General features: G+C 37.4%; 23 protein-coding genes and 1 tRNA gene. 20 read left to right on the top strand and 4 right to left on the bottom strand.

Annotation, left to right across the window (positions count from 1 at the left end; translation table 11 throughout):
* The first annotated feature begins 10 nt into the window (after positions 1-10).
* From POF52_RS24880 to POF52_RS24850, 7 genes are all read left to right on the top strand, one after another.
* Positions 11-87: transfer RNA gene (locus POF52_RS24880), tRNA-Met, on the top strand.
* A gap of 139 nt (positions 88-226) precedes the next feature.
* Positions 227-832, top strand: a complete 606-nt coding sequence (locus tag POF52_RS24875) for a hypothetical protein (protein ID WP_176585665.1) — start codon at positions 227-229, stop codon at positions 830-832.
* Between the two features lie 346 nt (positions 833-1,178).
* Positions 1,179-1,676, top strand: a complete 498-nt coding sequence (locus POF52_RS24870) for a GNAT family N-acetyltransferase (protein ID WP_013081583.1) — start codon at positions 1,179-1,181, stop codon at positions 1,674-1,676.
* Positions 1,677-1,924: 248 nt separating this feature from the next.
* The gene (locus tag POF52_RS24865; protein ID WP_271995830.1) at positions 1,925-3,697 is read left to right on the top strand and encodes an extracellular catalytic domain type 1 short-chain-length polyhydroxyalkanoate depolymerase; all 1,773 of its coding nucleotides are present in this window, start codon (positions 1,925-1,927) and stop codon (positions 3,695-3,697) included.
* A gap of 279 nt (positions 3,698-3,976) precedes the next feature.
* Positions 3,977-5,242, top strand: coding sequence for a LysM peptidoglycan-binding and 3D domain-containing protein (locus POF52_RS24860; RefSeq protein WP_271995828.1), 1,266 nt, complete (start codon positions 3,977-3,979; stop codon positions 5,240-5,242).
* A 208-nt stretch (positions 5,243-5,450) separates the two neighbouring features.
* A complete protein-coding gene (locus POF52_RS24855) occupies positions 5,451-6,212 on the top strand; it encodes a M15 family metallopeptidase (protein WP_176585669.1) in 762 nt (253 codons plus the stop codon).
* Between the two features lie 236 nt (positions 6,213-6,448).
* Positions 6,449-6,577, top strand: a complete 129-nt coding sequence (locus tag POF52_RS24850; RefSeq protein ID WP_271995825.1) for a YjcZ family sporulation protein — start codon at positions 6,449-6,451, stop codon at positions 6,575-6,577.
* Positions 6,578-6,630: 53 nt separating this feature from the next.
* Here the strand turns inward: POF52_RS24850 and POF52_RS24845 are convergent, their stop codons facing one another.
* Together POF52_RS24845 and POF52_RS24840 are read right to left on the bottom strand one after the other, a co-directional pair.
* Positions 6,631-7,167 (bottom strand): SH3 domain-containing protein, encoded by a 537-nt coding sequence (locus POF52_RS24845; protein WP_271995822.1) that lies wholly within the window; start codon positions 7,165-7,167, stop codon positions 6,631-6,633.
* 160 nt (positions 7,168-7,327) lie between these two features.
* Positions 7,328-7,501: a hypothetical protein gene (locus tag POF52_RS24840; RefSeq protein ID WP_013081589.1), complete on the bottom strand. Its 174-nt coding sequence runs from the start codon at positions 7,499-7,501 to the stop codon at positions 7,328-7,330.
* Between the two features lie 148 nt (positions 7,502-7,649).
* Here POF52_RS24840 and POF52_RS24835 point away from each other — a divergent pair, with 148 nt between their 5' ends.
* From POF52_RS24835 to POF52_RS24820, 4 genes are all read left to right on the top strand, one after another.
* Entirely contained in the window at positions 7,650-8,480 is an 831-nt protein-coding gene (locus POF52_RS24835; protein ID WP_013081590.1) for a GNAT family N-acetyltransferase, read from the top strand.
* A 479-nt stretch (positions 8,481-8,959) separates the two neighbouring features.
* Positions 8,960-10,411 (top strand): cardiolipin synthase, encoded by a 1,452-nt coding sequence (gene cls / locus POF52_RS24830; RefSeq protein WP_034654626.1) that lies wholly within the window; start codon positions 8,960-8,962, stop codon positions 10,409-10,411.
* A 174-nt stretch (positions 10,412-10,585) separates the two neighbouring features.
* A complete protein-coding gene (locus POF52_RS24825) occupies positions 10,586-11,077 on the top strand; it encodes a general stress protein (protein WP_075422098.1) in 492 nt (163 codons plus the stop codon).
* Positions 11,078-11,152: 75 nt separating this feature from the next.
* Complete coding sequence (locus tag POF52_RS24820) at positions 11,153-11,380, top strand: hypothetical protein (RefSeq protein WP_176585672.1); 228 nt, start codon at positions 11,153-11,155, stop codon at positions 11,378-11,380.
* A gap of 227 nt (positions 11,381-11,607) precedes the next feature.
* Here POF52_RS24820 and POF52_RS24815 read toward each other — a convergent pair whose 3' ends face one another.
* Entirely contained in the window at positions 11,608-11,817 is a 210-nt protein-coding gene (locus POF52_RS24815) for an alpha/beta-type small acid-soluble spore protein (protein ID WP_016762907.1), read from the bottom strand.
* A gap of 270 nt (positions 11,818-12,087) precedes the next feature.
* On the opposite strand from POF52_RS24815, the gene POF52_RS24810 reads away from it, so the two are divergent.
* Together POF52_RS24810 and POF52_RS24805 are read left to right on the top strand one after the other, a co-directional pair.
* Positions 12,088-13,419: a prolyl oligopeptidase family serine peptidase gene (locus POF52_RS24810; protein WP_271995811.1), complete on the top strand. Its 1,332-nt coding sequence runs from the start codon at positions 12,088-12,090 to the stop codon at positions 13,417-13,419.
* 137 nt (positions 13,420-13,556) lie between these two features.
* Positions 13,557-14,555, top strand: coding sequence for a LacI family DNA-binding transcriptional regulator (locus POF52_RS24805; RefSeq protein WP_034655319.1), 999 nt, complete (start codon positions 13,557-13,559; stop codon positions 14,553-14,555).
* 63 nt (positions 14,556-14,618) lie between these two features.
* Here the strand turns inward: POF52_RS24805 and POF52_RS24800 are convergent, their stop codons facing one another.
* The gene (locus POF52_RS24800) at positions 14,619-15,899 is read right to left on the bottom strand and encodes an MFS transporter (RefSeq protein WP_176585674.1); all 1,281 of its coding nucleotides are present in this window, start codon (positions 15,897-15,899) and stop codon (positions 14,619-14,621) included.
* 429 nt (positions 15,900-16,328) lie between these two features.
* On the opposite strand from POF52_RS24800, the gene iolG reads away from it, so the two are divergent.
* The 7 genes from iolG (at position 16,329) to POF52_RS24765 (ending at position 25,018) form a co-directional block, all read left to right on the top strand.
* Positions 16,329-17,351 carry an inositol 2-dehydrogenase gene (gene iolG / locus POF52_RS24795; RefSeq protein WP_050691411.1) on the top strand — a complete coding sequence of 341 codons (1,023 nt, stop codon included), beginning with the start codon at positions 16,329-16,331 and terminating at the stop codon, positions 17,349-17,351.
* A gap of 79 nt (positions 17,352-17,430) precedes the next feature.
* Entirely contained in the window at positions 17,431-18,438 is a 1,008-nt protein-coding gene (gene iolC / locus POF52_RS24790) for a 5-dehydro-2-deoxygluconokinase (RefSeq protein WP_271995805.1), read from the top strand.
* An 85-nt stretch (positions 18,439-18,523) separates the two neighbouring features.
* Positions 18,524-19,981 (top strand): CoA-acylating methylmalonate-semialdehyde dehydrogenase, encoded by a 1,458-nt coding sequence (locus POF52_RS24785; protein WP_013081599.1) that lies wholly within the window; start codon positions 18,524-18,526, stop codon positions 19,979-19,981.
* 112 nt (positions 19,982-20,093) lie between these two features.
* Positions 20,094-22,028 carry a 3D-(3,5/4)-trihydroxycyclohexane-1,2-dione acylhydrolase (decyclizing) gene (gene iolD / locus POF52_RS24780; RefSeq protein ID WP_271995800.1) on the top strand — a complete coding sequence of 645 codons (1,935 nt, stop codon included), beginning with the start codon at positions 20,094-20,096 and terminating at the stop codon, positions 22,026-22,028.
* 84 nt (positions 22,029-22,112) lie between these two features.
* Positions 22,113-23,009: a myo-inosose-2 dehydratase gene (iolE, locus tag POF52_RS24775; RefSeq protein ID WP_271995797.1), complete on the top strand. Its 897-nt coding sequence runs from the start codon at positions 22,113-22,115 to the stop codon at positions 23,007-23,009.
* 60 nt (positions 23,010-23,069) lie between these two features.
* Positions 23,070-24,095: a LacI family DNA-binding transcriptional regulator gene (locus POF52_RS24770; RefSeq protein ID WP_176585678.1), complete on the top strand. Its 1,026-nt coding sequence runs from the start codon at positions 23,070-23,072 to the stop codon at positions 24,093-24,095.
* A 134-nt stretch (positions 24,096-24,229) separates the two neighbouring features.
* Complete coding sequence (locus tag POF52_RS24765; RefSeq protein ID WP_016762917.1) at positions 24,230-25,018, top strand: 5-deoxy-glucuronate isomerase; 789 nt, start codon at positions 24,230-24,232, stop codon at positions 25,016-25,018.
* Positions 25,019-25,163 lie beyond the last annotated feature (145 nt).

Here is a 25,163-nt window from a genome sequence, read left to right as displayed (position 1 = left end):
ATTTTATTATCGCGGGGTGGAGCAGTTCGGTAGCTCGTCGGGCTCATAACCCGAAGGTCGCAGGTTCAAATCCTGTCCCCGCAACCAAATTATCTTTTATACATACTTGAATATATCATTATTATCCTTAGGCATAGCCTAAGGATTTTTTGTTTGGCTATATTTATAAACACTTGTTTAGGTTATGATATAAGATAGTGATGCAGATTAATCAGGAGGTTTTTTCATGTTACAAAGTAATATTCAAACTTATATTGAAAAAGAAATGAACGTTCAAGGTCAATCTTTATCTCTATACCAGGAAGAAAAGGAATATGCGTTGCAAAAAAAGTTGGTACCGCAAAACCTGATGATAGAAGAAAAAGAGGAATCTTTACGTTTTAAAGATTCTTATATCGAAAGAGTAGATAAAGAAACGGACGAGCTGATCGCAGAAGAATCTCCTCTTTCGTTTTTAGATACGCCCATTTCTTACTTGAAAGAACACAGAAGTGAATTTCTATATGTAGAATCAAAATGGTTCGAATTTATTAAGCTTGATGGATGTTCTTTTGAAGTGGATGATGTGTTTGGCACATATAAAGTATTAGCGGGGCTACATATGCAAAAAAAATTCGGTTCTTTACTAAAACAATTTTTTGCTAAAGAACTTAATGAAAGTCCAACAAGCGTCCAGCTTTTATTTAATGATAAAGATGGATTATGGGATGTGAATATTGAGTTAGATGCTATAAAAGAGTTTAATGAAAAAATGTCGATAGGTGAAGTTCTTGTTCTTACATATCGTTTTTTCTTTCATCTAGTGGAGTATGTAGAGAACGAAAAAGCTTAAGAAATGATGATTACTTTCACTGTAAAGCATAGAACGTAGTTTCTATGCTTTTTTTGATGAGTAATACGTAATGAATGCTAAATGAAGCTGGAAATACATTTACATCTCTATGTTTTTATGGAATGATAAAGAGTATCTTTACCTATATGACTGCTATGGGTGAGGAACAACTATCAAGAATTTTTTCTAGTTTTTTGAGAAAGTAGCTCACATATTAGCTGTTAATAGGACTCAGAGCAAGAAAGCTTCCGTAGGATGAAGTATAATATATACATACAGGAACTATTTTTAACTTTATAAAAAATGTCTGCTGACGTATGGGATTATAAATAAAGAGGGGATGTTCATGTTATTAAGAAAAATAAAGTCTGAAGAATTGGCAGAAGTCTATCAAATGGGATATGCCGCATGGCCTAAAGGCAGGACGTACAAAGAGTATGTGAGAGATAATCAAAAAGAAGAAACATATGGAATTCGGTATGTATACGTAAATGAAGAGGATCAAATTATTGGTTCATTTATTTTACTTCTTTTACAAACTCCTCGATTAAAGTTTGCTTTGCATGGTATTGGATCCGTTGTTGTACACCAGCTTTATCAACGAATGGGGTATGGCCGTGATATGCTTGAAGACTTTTTTAAAAAGATGAAGATAGAGAAGCGCAGCGCTATTTTTATGCTGTATAGCGATATTCTTCCTGAATATTATCATCAGTTTGGGTTTAAGGAGCTCCCTTCTCATTTACAACGTTATCCTCAATCCATTGCTATGGTAAATTGCAGCGAGTCACAATATGAATACTTAAGTAAGCAATCCATAGAAGACATACCGGCCTATTTTTAAAAGGTATGTCTTTTTTATAGTATTTATCGGCACAATCGTTTACAATTTTATGTAAGCGTTTTCTTTTTTGGGAGATGAATGATTTTATTCGTCCTCACAACCGTAGGCAAATCGTGCAGTTAATATAAATTTTATTACATAAAACCTTGCTATCATCTTACTAGTAACTCTTATTCATTTCCATACCATACCGATATGTACGTTTGCTGCTAAGTATAACCATATCAATATAAGGAGGAAGCAGGAAGATGAAACGATTATTTATAGCAGGGATCATTTTTATACTTTTTTTATCTTTAGGTGCTGTATCTTCTTCAGCCGCAGGAAGTTTTACCTCTAAAACATATAACGGAAGGACATACAAACTGTACGTACCTAGCAGTTATCAGGGAGGTGCTGCCTTACCTCTAGTAGTTATGCTACATGGCTGTACTCAAGACCCTGATCAATTTGCAGCAGGAACACAAATGAATGAACTGGCGGAGACAGAGAAGTTTCTTGTTCTTTATCCAGAACAACCCTCTTCTGCTAATTCAAATAAGTGTTGGAACTGGTTTGATACTGCTCATCAATCAAGGGGAAGCGGTGAACCAGCGTTAATTGCTGGAATGGTCAATCAAATAAAAAGCAGTTATTCAATAGATGCCGACCAAGTCTTTGTTGGAGGGCTATCTGCTGGTGCAGCTATGAGTGTTATTATGGGAGCTACTTATCCAGACATATTTGCGGCTATCAGCGTTGGGGCTGGCTTAGAATATAAAGCAGCGACTAATGTGACAGGTGCTTATACAGCAATGAGCAGTGGAGGTCCTAATCCTATCCAACAAGGAGATTTAGCCTATTCAGCCATGGGAGATCATAAACGAGTGGTTCCAGTTATTTTATTTCATGGGACAGCTGACTACACTGTTGCGCCTATAAATGCGCATCAAATATTATCGCAATGGGCTCAAACAAATGATAGAGCTTCTGATGGGCTGGATAATAACAATATTGATGATACGGCAGATCAAACTGCAACAGGTACAGTATCTGGTGGAAGAAGCTATACGCAATATATATACAAAGATACAGCAGGAAAAACAGTAATGGAAAAGTATATGATAGAAGGAATGGGACATGCTTGGTCAGGAGGAAGTACATCCGGTTCTTATACAGATCCTAAAGGACCAAATGCAACTAAATTAAGCTGGAACTTTTTTAAAAGCCATCCGAAAAATGGTGATGCTCCTAATCCAGGAGATATATCCCCACCGGTTACAGCTGCTTCACCAGCGGGAGGAACGTATGGAAGTTCTGTTTCTGTTACATTATCAACCAATGAACCTGCCACCACTTACTATACATTAGATGGAAGCATACCAACTGTTAATTCTCTAAAGTACTCTGAGCCTATTACCATCAACTCTAGCAAAATAGTAAAGTTTTTTAGTGTAGACGCAGCGGGTAACCAAGAGGAAGTAAAGACGGAAGTCTATCAAATTTCTGGAACTTCAGAGAAATCTTCAGTATTTTCTTCACTTGCTGCTGAAGATGGATTTATCGGAAACTTATCAGCTGACGGTATGAGTAGTTCTATTCATAAAATTGGGGATAAAGGAATGTACAATACCGACACATACCGAACCATTTTATCTTTTGACACGGGTTCTTTACCTGATGATGCAGTCATTACGGATGTATCTTTAAAAATTTATCGCAAATCTTCAACTGGTAATATTTCATCTTTGAAAGGCGATATTAAAAGCGGTGTATTTGGAACTAGCAGTGCTTTAGAACAAATAGATTATCAGGCTTCACCATCTATTTCAGCGGGCTTCCAAATGTCAGTGCCTCCACTCAATAATGGATATACAACTATTCAACTTCCTTCCTCACTTTGGGGATATATGAATAGGACCGGCAAAACTCAATTTCGCTTGTCAAGCTCATGTCCAGCGGACTTTTTAAGTGACGTAGTTGAAATTTATGGGGGCGACAATCCTGCATATGCTCCCACTTTAACTGTTTCATATCAGTAAAAAAACCTTCTAAAAGCTAACTGCTTTTAGAAGGTTTTTTTTGCTGATAAGTTACTTTTATCACCGAATACAACTCCAACTTTTTATAGAGTTTTCTTCAAATTTTGACATGATTTTGATGAAATTTAATCATTATTCAAAAATGAATTGTCAGAAATATTACAAGAAAATGTTTAAAATTAATTAAATCCGTAATAAAAGTAAAATATTCCTGTAATGGAAGTGAAATGAACAGGTGGTATCATTCAGTCATTGAGTAAATAAGGAGGTATTCGGAAAATGAAGAAATTTGTATTTACTCTAGGGACAACGGCAATTCTTTCAGCAGGATTTGTAGGTGCAGCATCTGCCTCTACAAGCGGAACGTATGAAGTACAAAAAGGTGACACTTTATGGAAAATCGCTCAAAATCATAATGTGAGCGTAGACGAGCTAAAAGATGCTAATAACTTAACATCAACACTAATTTATCCAAATCAGACACTAAACTTATCTAGCATAAAAGAAATCGTACATACTGTAAAACGTGGTGACACTTTGTGGTCAATCGGTCAACATTATGGCGTAACAGTAGAAGAAATTAAAGAATGGAACGGTTTAACATCAGACTTAGTTTTCCCTGGAGAACAATTTAAAATTAAAACGGCACAAGCAGCTCAATCTCAAACAGCTAGTGCGCCAGTAGCAAAGGCAGCTCCACAAGCGCAGCAGTCTCAAACGGCACAAGCTCAGCAAGAACAAGCAGCACAAGAACAAACGCAAAAAGAACAAGAGCAAGCTCAAGCAGCAGCACAAGCACAGGTAGCACAAGAGCAAGCACAAAAAGAACAAGAGCAAGCACAGGCAGCACAAGAACAAGAGCAAGCTCAAGCAGCAGCACAAGCACAGGTAGCACAAGAGCAAGCACAGGCAGCACAAGAACAAGAGCAAGCTCAAGCAGCAGCACAAGCACAGGTAGCACAAGAGCAAGCACAAAAAGAACAAGAGCAAGCACAGGCAGCACAAGAACAAGAGCAAGCTCAAGCAGCAGTACAAGCACAGGCAGCACAAGAGCAGGCACAAAAAGAACAAGAGCAAGCTCAAGCAGCAGCACAAGCACAGGCAGCACAAGAGCAAGCACAAAAAGAACAAGAGCAAGCTCAAGCAGCAGCACAAGCACAGGCAGCACAAGAGCAAGCACAAAAAGAACAAGCAGCTCAGCAACAGCAACAAGCAGCTCAACAGCAGCAACAGCAGTCTCAACAGCAAGCTAGCGGCAAGTCTATGACTGTTGAAGCAACAGCTTATACAGCTAACTGTGCTGGATGCAGTGGTACAACAGCTACTGGAGTAAATTTAAAATCAAATCCAAATCAACGAGTAATTGCGGTTGATCCTAGCGTTATCCCATTAGGTTCAAAAGTATACGTTGAAGGTTATGGTCAAGCTGTAGCAGCAGATACAGGTGGCGCAATTAAAGGAAATCGAATTGATGTATTCGTTTCTTCAGATAGTGCTGCACAAGACTGGGGCAGAAGATCAGTTAAAATTACAGTTATCGACTAATACTAGTCTTATAGAATAGAAGTAAAAAGAGATGTCTTTTAGGAGATATCTCTTTTTTTATGCTTAAAATGAACGTTTGAAAAAATTAGGTCCGGGCATACTAAAATTTATAGTAGGAATTAGTTTGTTATATTAGTAATTATTTCTTGATTTATATACAATGTTTGAGTGTCCTAAAAAGCTGAAAATATGTCAGGAGTATAGAAATATGAAACTTTATAAAAAAATGGCTTTACTAATAGTGCTGGGTGTTATCGCAGGATTCTCGTATCTAGGCTATCAGGGATTATTTCAGCACGATGATCATTTGAATGCGTCTGATCATAATCCTTTATCTTCTTCTAAACAGAAGCAGAATAGTATAGAAATTGTAGGGAACCCAGAATCCATTGGTGTGTTAGTAAACAAGCAAAATCTTCTTCCTGATCGCTATGAACCCACTGACCTTGTATACCCAGACGTTCGGTTTATATTTAAAGAAAAAATTGAAAAGCGCCAAATGCGTACAGAAGCAGCAAAAGCATTAGAAAGGATGTTTTCAGCTGCTGAACGAGAAGGAATTTACCTAGCCGGTGTTTCTGCCTATCGTTCTCAAAGCCGTCAAGAATCTCTTTATCAAGCGTATATAAAACAAGATGGAGAAGCGGCAGCTAATCATTACAGTGCTCATCCAGGCAGCAGTGAACATCAAACTGGTTTAAGTATAGATGTCTCAAGCAGCACCGGTAAGTGTGCGGCTCAAGATTGTTTTAAAGATACTCCTGAAGCCAAATGGATTGAAGCAAATTCATATAAATACGGATACATTGTTCGCTATCCAGAAGGAAAGCAGCAGATTACAGGTTATAAATATGAGCCGTGGCATATACGATTTGTCGGAAAAGAACTCGCCTCTAAGGTGTCTAAGAAAGGAATTACGTTAGAAGAATATTATAATGACTACATGCAAGTTGATAATCTGGTTCAATAAAAAAGAAGAGTTAATAAACTCTTCTTTTTTTGTATTGCTGGAATATACCCTTACTTTAAAAGGGGGAACGAGGGAAAGATGTAGAGATGTAGAGATGAAGCACGGGATGATATATCCTATGCCTTACTAGTAAAAGAGTTAACGTTTATAAATTATAATGAATTTTTTGATAAAGAATACTCATGTTCGTTTTCATTTCCCTTCACATATTCTACAAAAAAGGGAGGTGAAAGAAAATGAGTTTTTACGGAGGTTATGGTTATCGGTACGGATACGGATCAAGTCACGGAAGTAGCTTTGCGCTAATCGTTGTGCTATTTATTTTACTAATTATCATCGGTGCTTCATGGGCAGGGCACTATTAATAAGATGTCCATAAATAAACTCCCTTGAAATAATTCAAGGGAGTTATCTATTTTTATCTATAAGTAGGTAACTGTAAGTACGCAGTGCTTACATATCCTTTAAAACCGTTGTATTCTACAAAAGCCCAATCAAATGAAAGCTTTTTATCTTTTGAGTAGCCCCAAGCTAAGAAGCTGAGGCTTTTTCCTTTAGGAATAGTTGTTACAACTTTGTTGCTTGTGCTAGGCCCTGTGCGTAAATTAAGGTTAGCAGTTGTATGAACAGTAGTAGGGACTTTCATTAAATAGGAAGTACTGATATATCCGGTGCCGCCAAGTATTTTAATGGCAGCCCAGTCTGCATTTACAAACTTGACTACTTCAATTTGATCTTTTTTTCTTAATGTATCAAGAATCTTTCCCTGAGTGCTAGGTTTTGAACGTATATTGAGTACGTTTGCGGTCACTTCATATACGCTGAACGGTGCGTTTATTTTTTCTGCTGCACTTGCTGTTTGCTCGTGAGTGAATGGCAGTATTCCAGATAGAGATGAAAAAGTAAAGCCCGCTGCTAATGCTAAAACCGATATAGATTTTGTAATTGTCTTCATACAAATATCCAACTCCTTAGTGAAATAGGTAATAACTTTTCTATAACACTAAGAATAAGGGTTACTTGTTTCTAAGTTGTTACCAACATATATCCCGGTTGTAAATTTATAAAAGGTCTGTAAAAAAGTTTATTTCACCGACCTTTTAATAGCTTTATTGTTACTCCTCCTCGCGATCTTCCGTTGATTTGTAAAAAGAAAAATATACAAAAACAGATAATACTGTTCCATAAATGCTCCACAAAGCTAAAGCGAAAATAAATTCTTTCTGCAGGCAATAAATAATGGTTAAAGCAACTAGTGCAATAAAACTTATCAAAATGGTCTTTTTCATAAGCACCCCGCCTATTTAGTTTGATTACTCTATATGCTTTTTGATCTTGCTTTTACCCTATAATTATTCGACTATTGCGCTAAAGATGAAAGGAAAAAGTTAAATAAAGCCGAACTTATAATAAAAAGAAGAATGCAGGGGGCGTTTTATGTTAGAACAACATGTGTTAGAAGATATAAAAAAGCTACAGTCTATTTGCGAACAAGAAGAGCACATAGAGCTGAAGCTGAATTTTGATATGTTACGAAGTCGAAAACAAAATGAAGTTAACGATTTTTTTCATTATGAAGATAATCAGCTTGTTGGGTTTATTGGTCTTTATGGGTTTGGGAATACAGTAGAAATATGCGGAATGGTCGCTCCTAGCTATCGCCGAAAAAGGATTTTTTCAAAGCTGTTTTCTCAAGCTTTACATATATGTAAGAAGCGTGGGTATACAGAGATTTTATTAAATGCTCCTGGCGATTCGGTTTCAGGCAGGGAGTTCTTAAAGCAAATTCCATGTTCATTTACTTTTTCAGAATATCAAATGAAGTGGACAAAAAAAGAATTGGAAGATGATAATCCCTTTGTTACACTTCGCTCTTCCCAATCAGATACCGATATGAAAATGGAAATGCAAGTTGATGTGGAATGCTTTGGTATGTCTTTAACAGAAGCAGCTGCTTATTATGAACAAACGAAAACGAAAGAACAGCAAAACCATTTTATTGTAGAGTACAATAGTCAAGCGGTTGGAAAGTTAAGGTTATCTTATAATAAAAGCGAAGCATGGATTTATGGATTTGGCATTTTACCTTCTTATCAAAAATTGGGAATAGGAAAAGCTGCTTTAAAACAAGTTGTTTTAAAGCAGCTTCGGCTAGGATATGATATATTTCTTGAGGTTGAAGCGAAAAACAAACGCGCTTTGCAACTCTATGAAACATGCGGTTTCAATTCATATCACGTGCAAGATTATTACGTATACAGCTTGTAAATAAAAAACACGAAAATCTTAGATTTTCGTGTTTTTTATTTATATATTAGATGATATGTGCTTTTTTGACCAAATAATGAGAAAGTAGAGAAAAAGTGATATGCCCGTTGATAGAAACAGGGAAGGCCATACAAACATGATAGGAGCGCTGCAAGCAAGGATACACGTAAGAATACCTCCAATAAATGCTTTTCTAAACAATTGATAAGCCGTATACCCCAGGCCGATACTGATAAATACATTGATAAGGCTAAGAAAAATAAAAGGAAAAAACAAATTATTACCTCCTTGTTTTCAATACATCAATAAAGTAAATATTTTACATTTTTTTAGTATAACAAAAAATAAAAAAACAATAAAATTTGGATACTAAAGATGAAAAAGGAAGCGATCTGTGTTATGTATAGTAAAGTGAATGAAAGCGTTAAAAACGGAAATGAGTTAATAAAGCAATGCAGTAGAAAGAAAGGAGTAATAGGATGGAATTTGCCCATATCTTTACACTAAGTGTATCTGTTGTAACAGCTATTAATGTTTTATTAGCCGGTATTCTTATTTTCATCGAACGAAGAGATATAGGATCTACATGGGCGTGGCTTCTTATTTTATTTTTTATACCGATTGTCGGCTTTATTGTATATCTATTCTTTGGAAGACAGCTAAAACAGAAGAACTTTTATAAGTTATCATCTGATGAGCGGGAATATTTAAGATCTTCAGTAGATGAACAATTAAAAGAACTTAAAGCTACCCATGAATATCGAAATGATTTATTGATTCAACATAATAAACTGCTGTTCACCAATTTAAATTCTTCTAAGTCACTCGTGCGCACCGACAATGAAATTGATATCTTTAGTGATGGTAATCAGAAATTTGATGCATTGTTTGAGGACATTCGAAATGCTAAAAAAGAAATTAATATTCAATATTATATTATTCAACGAGATAATCTTGGGAAAAAATTAAGAGATGAGCTAACAAAAAAAGCAAAAGAAGGCATAAAGGTTCGTGTTCTTTATGATGAAGTAGGATCTAGAAAAATGACGCCATCATTTTTTAAGGAGCTTATTTCATATGGCGGCGAAGCACAGGCATTTTTCCCTTCAATTCTTCGCTTAATTAATTTTCGGATTAACAATCGAAATCATCGAAAGCTTTGTATTATTGATGGTGAAGTAGCATACATAGGAGGATTTAACGTAGGAGATGAATATTTAGGGTTAGATCCAAAAATGGGTTATTGGAGAGACACTCATTTTCGCATTAAAGGAGAGTCAGTGAACGATATTCAAGGGAGGTTCATTTTAGATTGGCATCAAGCAACAAAACAGCCAATTGAACTGGAACAATTTTTGCATCGTACAGAAACTCATTCTGGAACGGTTCCTGTACAAATTGTAGCAAGCGGGCCAAACTCGACTACTCAGCATCTAAAAAACATGTATATCTCATTGATTATGTCGGCCAAAGAAAGTGTGTACCTTCAAACGCCTTACTTTATTCCAGACGCAAGCTTTATGGATGCTTGTAAAATTGCTTTATTATCTGGAGTAGAGATTCATATTATGATTCCAAACAAACCCGATCATCCTTTTGTTTATTGGGCTACGTGGTCTCACGTAGGCGAACTGCTGACGTATGGTGCACATATTTATCTCTATGAAAAAGGCTTTTTGCATGCTAAAACGATTGTAGTAGATAATGAAGTGTCTTCTGTAGGCACAACGAATATTGATCCACGAAGTTTCAGTCTTAATTTTGAAGTGAATGCAGTTGTATATGACCAGCCTATTGCCAAAAAGTTGCAGAACCTGTTTCTTGAAGATGTGCAATACAGTTCAAAATTAACGCTCGAACGATATAAAGAGCGCTCTCTTCTTATAAAATTTAAAGAAGCGGTATCTCGCTTACTGTCACCAATTTTATAATACAAATCATTGATATCATGAAGCAGACTTGAATTTTTAGATTCAGGTCTGTTATTTTATTGGTTTCTCCTTGTAAGGAGAGCTAGAGATAAAATTAAAAAGTTTTACCAAAAAATCCAAGGGTATTAATACTATAACAAGCTAAAAAATGATAATACCTAGGAGGAATAGAAAATGACAAAAAATGTAGTAGGTACGTATGATTCAGAGGCAGCGGTTATTACAGCGATTCGAAATTTAAAAACACAGGGATATCCGGACAGTGCACTTTCTGTCTTGACAAACAGTGGTCTGCGTCATGAAAATACAGAAGCGATTGAGCATTCTGCAGGAATTGATGTGCAAACAGTTGATACAGATGAACACTCAAAGCACCATCAGTCCTTTATGGAGAAAATAAAAAATGCTTTTACGCCGTCTGAAGAAAAAATGGATCAAGATGTTAATCGAATCGAAAATCAATTAACCGAATATGGTGTACCTGCTGCAGAAGCTTCCTCATATGTATCTGATCTTAAAAAAGGAAAAGTTTTGCTGATGGTAGACGCAGTTGAGCATGATAAACACAATTCAGCTCTAGGACAAACAGTGACACCTGCTGAAAAATCAGCTGACCCAATGAATGAAAAAATGTTATACGGCAATCACGAAAATAAAATAAGGTAATGTTGAAGTAACTAAATGCTATAATAAAAGACTGCGTTCTTAAATAAAAGCTAGTTAACGAAAGGAAGGGGACCGATGAGAAATCTAGAAAAAACGGAATATGAACTTGACTATTTAAAACAGCAGCAAGAAGTTAATCACAAGCTCATCAAAGTTTCACAGTCTCTTGTTGCTACGTTAAAACAGTATGAAGAAGAACCAGAGAATACGGAAGTGTTAGCTGTTCTTGCTGACTTAGAAGGTCAGCAAGAGCAGCTAAAAGCAAAGACCGAAAAGATATCTAAAGAGCTTGCACATTTATAGAGTGAGATGAAAGAAGTTCCTATAAAAGGGACTTCTTTTTATGTTTTATCATAAACAATCTATTGTGAGAGAAAGAGAACCTTATATAACGGAACGTAAACGTTATGGAGAGGTTTTGTTTTAGATACATATAGAGGAGAAGAAACGCGATAAGAGATTATGTAAAAATGGGAAAAGGAAGAACGGTCATTCGCTCTTCCTCCAGCCGCATTGCTTATGATAGTGATTTAGAAACGTCCGCCGCCAAGTTGCTGTTCAGCCATTTGCACAAGACGTTTTGTGATTTCGCCGCCTACTGAGCCGTTTGCGCGTGCAGTTGTGTCAGGACCAAGAGTTACGCCAAATTCACTAGCGATCTCATATTTCATTTGATCGATTGCTTGTTGAGCACCGTGTACTGCTAATTCGTTGCTGCTCTTATTTCTGCTGTTTGCCATCATAATCAACTCCTTTTATAAGGTTAAGATTATGATTTGATTAATAGATAGTTTTTATACATAAAATAAAAAAATTTTTTCAAGGACTTATAGAATATGCTTATTGGAATAAAGAACCAAAAGTTTCCGCTAGGTAACGGAAAATAATTATGTGTAGAAAGAGAGAGGGGGCAAGTAAAATAGAACACAAGTAAGTAAGCGGTTACAAAACGATTAAGATAGAAGGAGAATTTTAATATTCCTATTCTATTTAAAAGGAGGAGATTTGCTATGTATCAAAGGTTAAAAAAGTCTGTACTATTGGCTATTACATTGAGTTTAGCAATTGGCATTGTACTCTCTTATGAGAAAGTAGCGCTGGCGAAGCAGACGCACGAAAAAGCTACATCCTATCGTACAGTGACAGAGATTTATGACTGGGGAGCGGCGATCACAAAAATTATTATTGACTTAGGTGAACCTGTTCCAACCCATTCACTTACAAAAGAAACGTTTAAGGTGCATGTGGCTCGAAGTGATAGTCGATTAGAACCGTCTTTATTGGAACAAGGAGATCGTACAGTAAAAAAAGCCTATATATCCGATAAAGATGGACAACCAGCCGTACATACTGGAAAATATGCAGTTTTAGAAATGGAAGTTGGACCAGCTGTTTCATTAGGAGCACCACTAAATTATGATGAATATGGTACAGGGTTAAATGCATGGATAGACAGTCAATATACCATTACTCAGCAAAAAGACATAATAACAAATAAAGGAAAGTTGTCAGGGCTTGTAGTGAAACAGTTTGCGGGAGAGAAAAAAGAACTCGTAGATGATTTTACAATTAAAAAAGGTATATATCAAAATATAGAATTAGCATACGCAAGTCATGCGCCGGCAAAGGATAAGAAAAAGAATCCATTAATCATTTGGCTACATGGTGGAGGAGAGGGAGGAACAGATGCAACAATTCCCTTATCTGCCAATAAAGCTGTTAGTTTTATCACAAAAGAAACTCAGGCTTATTTTGAAGGTGCCTACGTTTTAGTACCGCAAGCGCCAACAAAATGGATGGATGGTTATACGGGTAAAGCGGATGGAACTTCTATTTATAAAGAATCACTGATGGCCTTAATTGAAGAATATGCTTCTAAAAACCCTGATATTGATCCCAATAGAATCTATATCGGAGGAGCATCTAACGGCGGATATATGACTATGCTTATGATTCGTGATTATCCAAAATACTTTGCAGCAGCATTTCCAGTATGTGAAGGACTAAATGATAGATTAATTACGAATCAAGATATTGAAAAGATGAAAGAAACACCTATTTGGTTCGTAGCCGCCAAGAATGATACAGTCCTTCCGCCAACAATTAACACTCTTCCAACTTATGAACGTTTGGTGAAAAGCCATGCAAATAATGTTTATTTATCACTATTTGAGGATGTCCATGACACCACAGGCTTGTATAAAAATAATGATGGTTCGCCCTATCAGTATAATGGACATTCATCTTGGATATATCTGTATAATAATGAACCCAACGCTAAAATAAACGGAAGCACAACAAGCATAATGGAATGGATGAGCAAACAATCGTTGAAAAATTAATCATTTTAAAAAAAGCTGTTGCACATTGAACAGCTTTTTTATTTCTCTTTTAAAACGAAAGATTGTATCTAAAATAAACGATTGAATACTTTCGTGATAAAATAAGGAAAGAGATCACGAAGAAAGGAACAGTGAAAGTGAAACCAACCATTTACGATGTTGCGAAAAAAGCAGGGGTATCAATAGCCACTGTATCCAAAGTAATCAATCAAACAGGCCGTATTAGTGAAAAAACGATAAAAAAAGTGAATGAAGTAATGATGGAATTAGATTATCAGCCTAGCAGTGTTGCAGCGGCGTTAACAGGAAAAAAGACGTACACGATCGGTGTTCTAGTTCCTGATATCTCGAATCCCTTTTTTGCAGAGGTAGCAAGAGCTTTTGAAAATAGTGCTAGAGCAGCGGGATACACGCTTTTTTTATGCAGTACAGATCATCAAACTGCGCGCGAGCATGAATATATAGATCTTTTATTTAAAAAACAAGTAGATGGAATCATTATCGCAACCGAACTAAATGATACGAAGCTCGTAAAGAAGATCGTGAAGCATGATGTACCGCTTGTATTGTTTTCAGTTGACCATCCTTCTATCTCAACGCATGTAGTGACAATTGATAACGTTCGCGGAGGATATATCGCAGGTACGTATTTAATAGAAAAAGGTCATCAATCGGTAACGATTATGACTGAAAAAGATAGAAAAAGCAGTGAGGGACGATTAGAGGGATTTAAACAAGCGCTCACAGAAGCAAATTTATCCCTAGAAAATCAATCCATTATCAGCTGTTATTCAACAGTAGAAGATAGCAGGAGAGCAAGTAAACAGCTGCTTTCCTTGCCTAATAGGCCAACAGCAGTCTTTGCATGTACAGATCTAATTGGGGTATCGCTCATAAACGAGGCAAGAAAGCAGGGGCTTTCGATCCCGGGAGATCTATCGGTAATTGGATTTGATAATACGATTTATGCCGATATTGCTGAGCCCGGTTTGACAACGATTGAACAACCCATTTCTCAGATGGCTACTAGTACGTTTGAACAGCTGTTAAAGTCTATGAAAAAAGAAGAGCATGCGAAACAGCGAGTAACGATTATTCCCGAACTAGTAGAACGTGCGTCGGTAAAAAAGTTATAAAATAGAGAAGGTAAAAAAGCTGCAGGTGTTGAGACATCTGCAGCTTTTTCTTCTTAAGCATATTTATAGAGAGACCGGACTTTTGACTTCGTTTATTGTTTCGCCTTTAATAGTTGTCTCTGTTGGAATCGTAAGGAAACCAGTTAGAAAAGCACCAAAGAAGTATAGGCAAGCAAAGATCCAAATTACGCCGCTTGTGCCCAAAAGACCAATGAAAACGGTCACAATTAAAGGACCTACAAAAGCAGAAAGTCCAGATCCTAAGTTCAACACAGACATTGCAGCTCCTTTATTCTCTGGAGCTAAAGAAGGCACTAACGCTGTAAGAGGGACATAACCTGCTAGTGTTGCACCGTAACAGCATGCGACAATCATCATTACCCAATAATTATGTCCGACGAATTGCGGTACATAGTAGAGAGCGAGTGTTACAATTCCGCATCCAACTCCGCCAAACCATTTGATTGTATTTACCCAGCCAAACTTATCTCCAACAATACCAAAAATAATATTAAAAGCCATATTCACAAAAAACAATGTACCCCAGATTTGCAACCATTCACTCATCGTAAAATCATGTTTCATCATATATGTTGGCAAGAAAACAACAAATCCAAATTGAGCAGCAGAGTTAATAATCTTTACGATGCCGCCGATTCCTACTTTAGGGTTCTCAAATGCAATTGTAATCCCTTTCATTAATTCTTTTGTTTTATTATCGTTTACTTTTTGTACGGTAAACTTGTCTTTATTCATAATAATTGAAAAGATTCCACCGATCAAAACAAAAAGTAAACCACTCCATAAGGTAGCGATTTCTCCAATTTTTGGAACCATATAACTTGAGTAAAAGGCTCCGATTACGCTTAATCCGAGCTGGAAGACAAACCAAAACCAGCCTACTGCTTTTGAAAGCATTTCCTGGGGCGTGCGGTAAGACACCCAGACCAAGAATGAGTAAGCAAATAAAGGGTAACCAAATCCTCTAAGAGCATAACAAATTAGTATAATTGTGTAATTCATAATATGAAGTCCTAAACCTATAAATCCAATTGAACCAATAATAAAGGAGATCAAGCCGAATGCCATTGCTTTTCTAGGACCCCACAGTTGAACCAGTACGCCGGAGAACCAGGAAGAAACGGAGACCGTAATGCCGTAAACAGTAAACAGTAAAGCAGCATGTTCAATGGTTAAACCTCGTTCTACAAGATAAGGAGATAACCATCCTTGTTCTAAACCATCGCCAATCATAAAAACAATAATACCTATGTATCCCCACGTTAAATGAGAAGGGATGCCAATCCTGTCTAAAGCCGTTTTTCTGGAAATAAATTGATTCATTTTCCACACCACCAGATCGATTATTTTGTGTAAAACATCAAACTAATTTGGTTAAGCGCTTAATCTATTTGATAAAAAGTATACGCTTACATTTTTTGAACGTCAATTAAAATTTTAAATATATATAATTTTCAATTAAATTATTTTAATCATAAAAATATTAGTATGTAAGGCAATAACCACTGAATTCATGATAAAAATACTTAAATATAGAGAATTTATTTATGTTTCATCGATGAATAGATAAAAAATAAAAATAGTTTTTTATAGTATGAATTTAGATTGTTAAAAAACAAATATTCTAAATAATCTATAAAAAATGTTTGCATTTCAGAAAACGTTATGTATAATTGGAATCAGGAAAGCGCTTAACCTATATAGAGGTTTGAGCGAATGTTTTCTTAACTTTTAATTAAAGGGGAAAATAAGATGGGGATTCTTACAATTGGAATAATTGGTGCTGGACGCATAGGGAAATTACACGTTGATAATTTAAAATTAATGCCGCAAATAAAAATTAAAGCGGTTTCAGATGTGGTAGTAGACCATTTACATGAATGGGCTGCAAGTAAAGAAATTTCGACGTTAACAACAAATTATCAAGATTTATTAGCTGATCCAGAAATTGATGCCGTTTTCATTTGTTCGCCAACGAATACGCACGCATCGATTATTAAAGAAGCAGCTCGAGCGAAAAAGCATATTTTCTGTGAAAAGCCCGTTAGTTTTTCAGTAGAAGAAACAATCCAAGCGTTAGAAGTAGTAAAAGAACATGGCGTGCAGCTTCAAGTTGGCTTTAACCGACGCTTTGATCCCAACTTTAAAAAAGTGCATGATCTTGTACAGCAAGGAGAAGTAGGACAGCCGCACATTTTAAAAATCACCTCCAGAGATCCTCAGCCTCCGAGTCCGGAATACGTTCGCGCTTCAGGAGGATTGTTCATGGATATGATGATTCATGATTTTGATATGGCTCGTTATGTAATGGACAGTGAAGTAATTGAAGTATCGGCTTACGGCACGACGCTCATCGATCCTGCTATTGAAGAAGCAGGGGATATAGATACGGCAATTGTGTCATTAAAATTTGCAAATGGAGCTTTAGGTGTAATCGATAACAGTCGTCAAGCTGTCTATGGTTACGATCAGCGCCTTGAAGTTTTTGGTGAAAAAGGTGCAGCTGCTGCTGACAATTGCCGTCCTACTACGGTAGAAATATCAACAGGCGAAAGTGTAGTTAAAGAGAAGCCCCTGTATTTCTTTCTTGAGCGCTATACACAAGCGTACATAGCGGAAGTGACACAATTTGCAAGAGCAATTATGGAAAAACAAAGCGTTATTTGTACAGGGAACGATGGGTTACAAGCAGAACGAATTGCTAAAGCAGCAAAAGAATCTTTACTATCCGGGCAGCCAGTGAAGATTGAACATAAAAAATACGCAGTGAATTAATGATAGAAATGTGGGCTGAAAGAGAATATCTTGCTCTTTTCGCCTTTTTAGGAAAGCGCTTAACTAAGGAGGAATAAAGATGAATCCGCTTGTTTTTAAAGAAAATCGTGGGTTAGATTTCATCGCTGTTGGCCGTTTATGTATTGATTTAAATGCAAATGAAACACAGCGTCCAATGGAAGAGACTAAAACATTTACTAAATATGTAGGAGGCTCTCCGGCTAATATTGCGATTGGAGCAGCAAGGCTAGGCTTAAAAACCGGTTTTATCGGAAAAGTATCAAATGATCAAATGGGACGCTTCATTACGGATTATCTGCAAAAAAATAAGATTAATACAGATAGCATTGTTGTTGATAAAACGGGGGCCGTAACGGGGCTTGCTTTTACGGAAATCAAGAGCCCTACAGATTGCAGCATCTTAATGTATCGTGATAACGTAGCGGATTTAAAGCTAAGTCCTACAGAAGTATCCGAAGAATATATCAAACAGTCAAAGGCACTTTTAATATCTGGAACGGCTCTTGCGCAAAGTCCTTCTCGTGAAGCAGTGTTTTTAGCACTAGAACACGCACGCAAGCATGAAGTTGTAGTGTTTTTTGATATCGACTATCGTCCATATACATGGGAATCGGAAGCTGAAACGGCAGTCTATTTTAATTTAGCCGCTGAAAAATCAGATGTAATTATTGGCACGCGAGAAGAGTTTGACATGATGGAAAAACTTTTAAATTATAAAGAATCTAATGATCAAGTAACAGCAGAGCGCTGGTTTTCTCACCATGCTCAAATCGTCGTGATTAAGCACGGTGGAGAAGGGTCTATTGCCTATACAAGAGATGGTAAGTCTCACCGCGGAGGAATATTTAAAACAAAAGTTCTGAAAACGTTTGGCGCGGGTGATTCATATGCTTCAGCTTTTATTTACGGATTGATGCAAGGGCTGGAAATTCCACAGGCAATGCGATTGGGGGGTGCCTCCGCTTCGATTGTAATTTCAAAACACAGCTGTTCAGATGCTATGCCGACAAGCGCTGAGCTCTTCAACTTTATGGAAACAGCAACAGAAGTTTTGCAGGAAGCTTAATAAACAAAGGGAAAATCTTGAGAGATTGCTTGAGAGATTAAAGAAATAGCAGCTTATTAAAATGAGATAAAGGGAGAGATATTCTATGACACAGACAGCAGTAAAAACAGTAAAAAACTATATTGGTGGACAATGGATTGAATCAGCTACATCAAAAACGGAACCTGTGTATAACCCAGCGACAGGTGAATTAATCGCCCAGGTACCTCTTTCTACAAAAGAAGACGTAGATCAAGCGGTGCAAGCAGCAAATGAAGCGTTCAAAGGGTGGGCAAAAACAGCCGTGCCTAAACGTGCACGAATTTTATTCAAGTATCAGCAGCTATTAGTAGATAACTGGGATGAATTAGCAAAGTTAGTGACGGTTGAAAACGGAAAAAGCTTTAGCGAAGCGCGGGGCGAAGTGCAGCGTGGTATTGAATGTGTAGAATTTGCGGCGGGTGCTCCTACGTTAATGATGGGGAAACAGCTTCCTGATATTGCAACAGACATTGAGTCTGGCATGTACCGCTACCCAATTGGTGTAATTGGGGGAATTACGCCGTTTAATTTCCCAATGATGGTTCCTTGCTGGATGTTCCCGCTTGCGATCGCTTGCGGCAATACATTTGTGTTAAAGCCTTCTGAGCGTACACCGCTTTTAGCTGCAAGATTAGTAGAATTATTTGAAGAAGCTGGTTTGCCAAAAGGTGTATTAAACATTGTAAACGGCGCGCATGATGTGGTAAACGGTCTTCTTGAACATAAGTTAGTGAAAGCTATTTCGTTTGTAGGTTCCCAGCCTGTAGCTGAGTACGTGTACAAAAAAGGTACGGAAAACTTAAAGCGTGTTCAAGCTTTAGCCGGTGCTAAAAACCATTCAATTGTATTAAAGGATGCAGATTTGAACGTAGCAACAAAACAAATTATCGGAGCCGCTTTTGGTTCAGCAGGTGAACGTTGTATGGCAGCATCTGTTGTTACTGTACAAGAAGAAATTGCGGATCAGCTAATTGAAAGATTAGTAGAGGAAGCAAATGATATTGTAATTGGCGACGGCTTAGAAGAAAACGTCTTCTTAGGACCAGTTATTCGTGAAAATCATAAAGAGCGTACGCTCAGCTATATTGAATCAGGCGTGCAAGAAGGAGCAGAGCTAATTCGTGACGGTCGTACTGATGCAGCAGTAAATGGCAATGGCTACTTTGTAGGACCAACGATTTTTGATCATGTTACGCAAGAAATGAAAATTTGGCAAGATGAAATTTTTGCACCTGTGCTGTCCATTGTACGTGTGAAAACATTAGAAGAAGCTATTGAAGTAGCTAATAACTCTCGATTTGCAAACGGTGCTTGTATTTATACAGATAGCGGCGCAAGTGTACGTGAGTTCCGTGAAAATATTGAATCTGGTATGTTAGGAGTAAATGTAGGGGTGCCGGCACCTATGGCATTCTTCCCATTCTCTGGCTGGAAAGACTCTTTTTATGGTGATCTTCATGCAAATGGTACGGACGGCGTGGAGTTTTATACAAGAAAGAAAATGGTAACAACGCGCTGGTAAGTGATTCATTAAAAATCGCATCTCATTTAAAAAGGAAGTATCAGGAATTAAAGATATTCCTTATGCTTCCTTTTTTAAAATCGCAATCTAGTACTAGAAGGGAGAAAGAAGCATGGAAACAGTTAGAATGACAACGGCACAAGCATTAGTGAAGTTTTTAAATCAGCAGTATGTTGAATTTGATGGAAAGCAGCATCAGCTTATCAAAGGGATTTTTACAATTTTCGGGCACGGAAATGTGGTAGGTCTTGGGCAAGCTTTGGAAGAAGACCCAGGACATCTAGATGTATATCAGGGACGTAATGAACAAGGAATGGCCAATGCAGCGATGGCTTTTGCAAAACAAAAACATCGAAAGCAAATTATGGCTTGCACATCTTCAGTGGGGCCAGGTTCAGCAAATATGGTTACAACGGCGGCCACTGCTTCAGCTAATAATATTCCAATTTTGCTGCTTCCTGGTGATGTATTTGCAACTAGACAGCCGGATCCCGTTTTGCAGCAAATTGAACAGTCATATGATTTATCTATTTCTACAAACGATGCTTTTCGACCAGTGAGTAAGTACTGGGATCGCGTAAGCCGCCCTGAACAATTGATGACAGCTATGATTAATGCAATACGTGTATTAACGAATCCAGCAGATACGGGAGCTGTAACTATTTGTTTGCCTCAAGATGTGCAGGGAGAAGCATGGGATTTTCCAGCTTATTTCTTCCAAAAGCGCGTTCACCGCATTGAGCGCCGCCTTCCGACTAGGGACAGTCTAGCAGATGCAATTCAATTAATGAAAACAAAGAAAAAGCCAATCATCATTTGTGGAGGAGGCGTTCGGTATTCAGAAGCTGCAAAAGAGTTAAAACAATTTGCTAGTGAGTTCCATATTCCATTTGGAGAAACTCAAGCAGGGAAAAGTGCCGTTGAAAGTGACTATCGCTATAATCTGGGCGGAATAGGTGTAACAGGGAACTCAGCTGCTAATACAATTGCTAAAGAAGCAGATTTAGTAATTGGAGTAGGCACTCGATTTACTGATTTTACAACAGCATCTAAACAGCTTTTTCAACATCCCAACGTGCAATTTCTTACCATTAACACGTCTGAATTTCATGCAAATAAACTTGATGCTGTGAAACTTGTAGCTGATGCAAAAGAAGGGTTGCTTGCTCTTAGGAAAGAGCTAAAATCAATTGGCTATCAGTCTGGTTATACAACAGAAATTGCAAATGCTAAAGACGCATGGGAAACAGAATTAGAGCGTCTGCATAGCATACGTTTTACTGGTGCAGATTTTGTTCCAGAAATACAAGGTCATTTAGATGAAAGCTTAGCTGAATATGTAGAATCACTTGGTACTCAATTAACGCAAACAGAAGTAATTGGAGAGGTGAATAAGCTCCTTGATGACAACTCCGTCATTGTTGGTGCAGCAGGAAGTCTTCCAGGCGACTTACAGAGAATGTGGAAGTCTACTAAACCTAATACCTATCATATGGAATATGGATATTCATGTATGGGATATGAAGTATCAGGCGCACTTGGAGTTAAGCTGGCAGAACCAGCTAAAGAAGTGTATGCGATGGTTGGAGATGGAAGCTATCAAATGCTTCATTCAGAGCTTATTACAAGCCTTCAAGAAAGAAAAAAAATAAACATTTTACTGTTTGATAACTCGGGCTTCGGGTGCATCAATAACCTGCAAATGTCAAATGGTATGGGGAGCTTTGGAACAGAGTTTCGTTATCGAAACGATGAAACAGGAAAACTAAACGGAAACGTGATGAAAATTGATTTTGCAGCCAGTGCCGCAGGCTACGGTGTAAAAACGTATCGCGTAAGTTCTCTTGAAGAATTAAAAACGGCGATAGAAGATGCACAAAAACAAGAGGTTTCTACGCTAATTGATATTAAAGTGCTGCCAAAAACTATGACGAACGGTTATGAATCATGGTGGCATGTAGGAGTAGCAGAGGTATCTAAAAATCAGCATGTACAGGAAGCTTATGAAGATAAGGTGAAAAACCTTGAAATGGCAAGAGTTTATTAAGGAGCAGGAGAAAATGAGGTTGTTGAAGAGAAACATTCGATAAATATAAAAGAGGTTTTAATTTCATATAAGGGAGAGGAAGAGATGTTCAAGGAAAATACGGTCAAACTGGGGATTGCTCCAATTGCTTGGACAAATGATGATATGCCTGAACTGGGAGCTGAAAATACATTCGAACAGTGTATCAGTGAGATGGCTTTAACCGGTTTTAGAGGAAGTGAGGTTGGAAACAAATATCCGCGAAATGTTTCAATCTTAAAAAAGGCATTATCGCTTCGGAATTTGGAAATTGCAAGTGCCTGGTTTAGTACATTTTTAATAACAAAGCCGCTGGAAGAAACGGTAACGCCATTTATTGAACATCGCGATTTTTTATACGAAATGGGAGCAAAAGTAATTGTTGTGTCTGAACAAGGGCACAGCATTCAAGGGTCGATGGATGTTCCTTTATTTAAAGAAAAGCCTGTGTTCACGCCAACAGAGTGGAGCAGACTTGCAGAAGGCCTGCACCATCTTGGGAAACTGGCACAAGAAAAAGATATGCATATTGTCTATCATCACCATATGGGAACAGGTGTACAAACAACAGAAGAAATTGAGCAGCTAATGGAGCTTACCAATCCGGAGCTTGTTTCGCTGCTATTTGATACCGGTCATCTTGTCTTTTCAGGAGAAGAACCTCTTTATATCCTAAAAAAATATCTGCACCGTATTAAGCATGTTCATTTAAAGGATATTCGTCAAGAAGTAGTTGATCGAGTCAAAGAACAAGACCTAAGCTTCTTGCAAGCGGTAAAAGAAGGAGCCTTTACTGTTCCAGGTGACGGAGCTATTGAATTTGATGAAGTATTTACTACGCTTGCCACTTCGGATTATAACGGATGGTTTGTCGTAGAAGCAGAACAGGATCCAGCCCTTGCTAATCCTTTTGAATATGCGTTAAAAGCAAGAAACTTTATTAAAGAAAAAAGCGGTCTTTAATTTCCATTGTAAAAGATTTTACGCCTTTTATGTGTTTATGAAAGGAAAGGAGGAGAGGAAATGAAGCCAACCATTTATAGTGTGGCTGAAGAAGCAGGTGTATCAATTTCTACCGTATCAAAAGTCATCAATCAAACCGGCCATATTAGTGAAAGAACAAGACAAAAAGTAATTGAGGTTATGACGCAGTTGAATTACCATCCAAGCGTCGTAGCATCTGCTTTAACAGGAAAACCCACTAAAACGATTGGGCTTCTCGTACCTGACATCTCCAACCCTTTTTTTGCCGATTTGGCAAGAAGCATAGAAGACCGAAGTCATGAGCGAGGTTTCCATGTTGTAATGTGCAATACCGATAACGATGCGGAAAAAGAGAAAAAGTATCTGTCGCTGTTAATACGTCAGAGAATCGACGGTTTAATTGTAGCTTCTGCTTTTCGCAATGCTAATCTTTTAAAAAATATGCTTAAGCAAGATATACCGATTAGCGTTATTGCTTCAGAAATTCCTCACATATCCGTTAATACAGTGACAGTGGATGACTACAAAGGGAGCTATTTAGCGGCTGATTATTTATTGTCTTTGCATCATAAAAAAATTGCGATTATTACAGAAAATGCAAAAAGTAACCACGCCCGTTTAGATGCTTTTCGAGACGCTATGCAAGAAAATGGAATCATCGTGCCGCCTCAGCACGTCATTACGACCGAAGCAAGTATTCAAAAAGGATATGAAAGTGCTAAGCAAATTTTTTCAATGAAGGAGAAAGTGACGGCTATTTTTGCTTGTAACGATTTATTGGCTATCGGCGTTATGCAAGCTGCAAAAGAATTCAAAATTGATGTGCCGCAAGACTTATCAGTGATTGGCTTTGATAATACGGTTCTTTCTACTACCATCACGCCCATGTTGACAACGGTAGCACAGCCGACAAAAGAAATGGCTGTAAACGTAGTGGATTTGCTGGTTAGAGAAATGAAATATCCAGCGATTCATAAAGAACATTTGCTTCTTGAGCCAAAATTGATTATTCGTAAATCAACGGCTCCGTTAAAAAGGGGCGCCACAGCGTCTACAAATAATTGAACACAATCAAGAATATTGCCGTTAATAAAAAATCCTCATAGTCACATATTCAAAAGAATTTAGAGAGTCTATGAAGAAAAAATGAGCAATTAGTAAATTCTTATTGCGCTACTACATAAAGGAGGAATTCAAGCATGTTAGGTAAATTAGGTGAATTAAATAAAGGATACAACGTACTTACAGAAATGACCGGTCAGCACAAAGATATGCTGATGGATATTGGGATTTATAAAATGTTTCAAGGAAAAGAGGAAACTTTACTAGACAGCAGTAGTGAAACGGCTATTCTTTTACTAGAAGGAAAGGTAAAGCTAGAGTGGGAAGGCCATTCGAAAGAAATTCAGCGCCAGTCCCTATTTGAAGAAGAGCCTTGGTGTTTGCACGTTTCAAAAAATGTGGAGGTCAAAATTACCGGGCTTGCCGATAGTGAAGTACTAGTTCAAAAAACGGATAATGAAAAAAAGTTTTCATCAAAATTATATACCCCCGAAGATTGTCAAAACACAGTGGCTGGTGAAGGAGTATGGGAAGGTACTGCTCAGCGTGTAATCCGAACAATTTTTGACTACAATAGCGCTCCTTACTCTAACCTTGTTATTGGAGAAGTTATTTCTTATCCAGGAAGATGGTCGAGTTATCCGCCTCATCATCATGACCAGCCCGAAGTGTATTACTATCGTTTTGACAAGCCACAAGGATTTGGCTGCGCAATGGTTGGAGAAGATGCGTATCGTGTAGTTGATAATAGTTTTATTACAATTCCTGGTGAATTGGATCATCCTCAAGCAACGGCTCCCGGCTATGCGATGTACTTCTGCTGGATGATTCGCCATCTCGACAATAATCCGTGGACAGACCGTATTATGGAAGAAGAGCATAAGTGGTTATTAGAGCCAGATGCAAAAATTTGGCCTGAAAAATAAATAAAGATCTCTATACGAAATGGGTTGCTGATGTTGAAAAACCTCGAATAAAAAATAATTATGCGTAAAATAATAGTTTATTTTTGTAAAATATGTTTTTATATGTTAAAATATAGTTTGTATTAATATTCAGGCGATGATATCG

The organism is Priestia sp. AB (assembly GCF_028369225.1).
GTDB lineage: Bacteria > Bacillota > Bacilli > Bacillales > Bacillaceae_H > Priestia > Priestia megaterium.
Note: the sequence above shows the minus strand (reverse complement) of the source record. Positions and strands in the feature narration are given on the sequence as shown.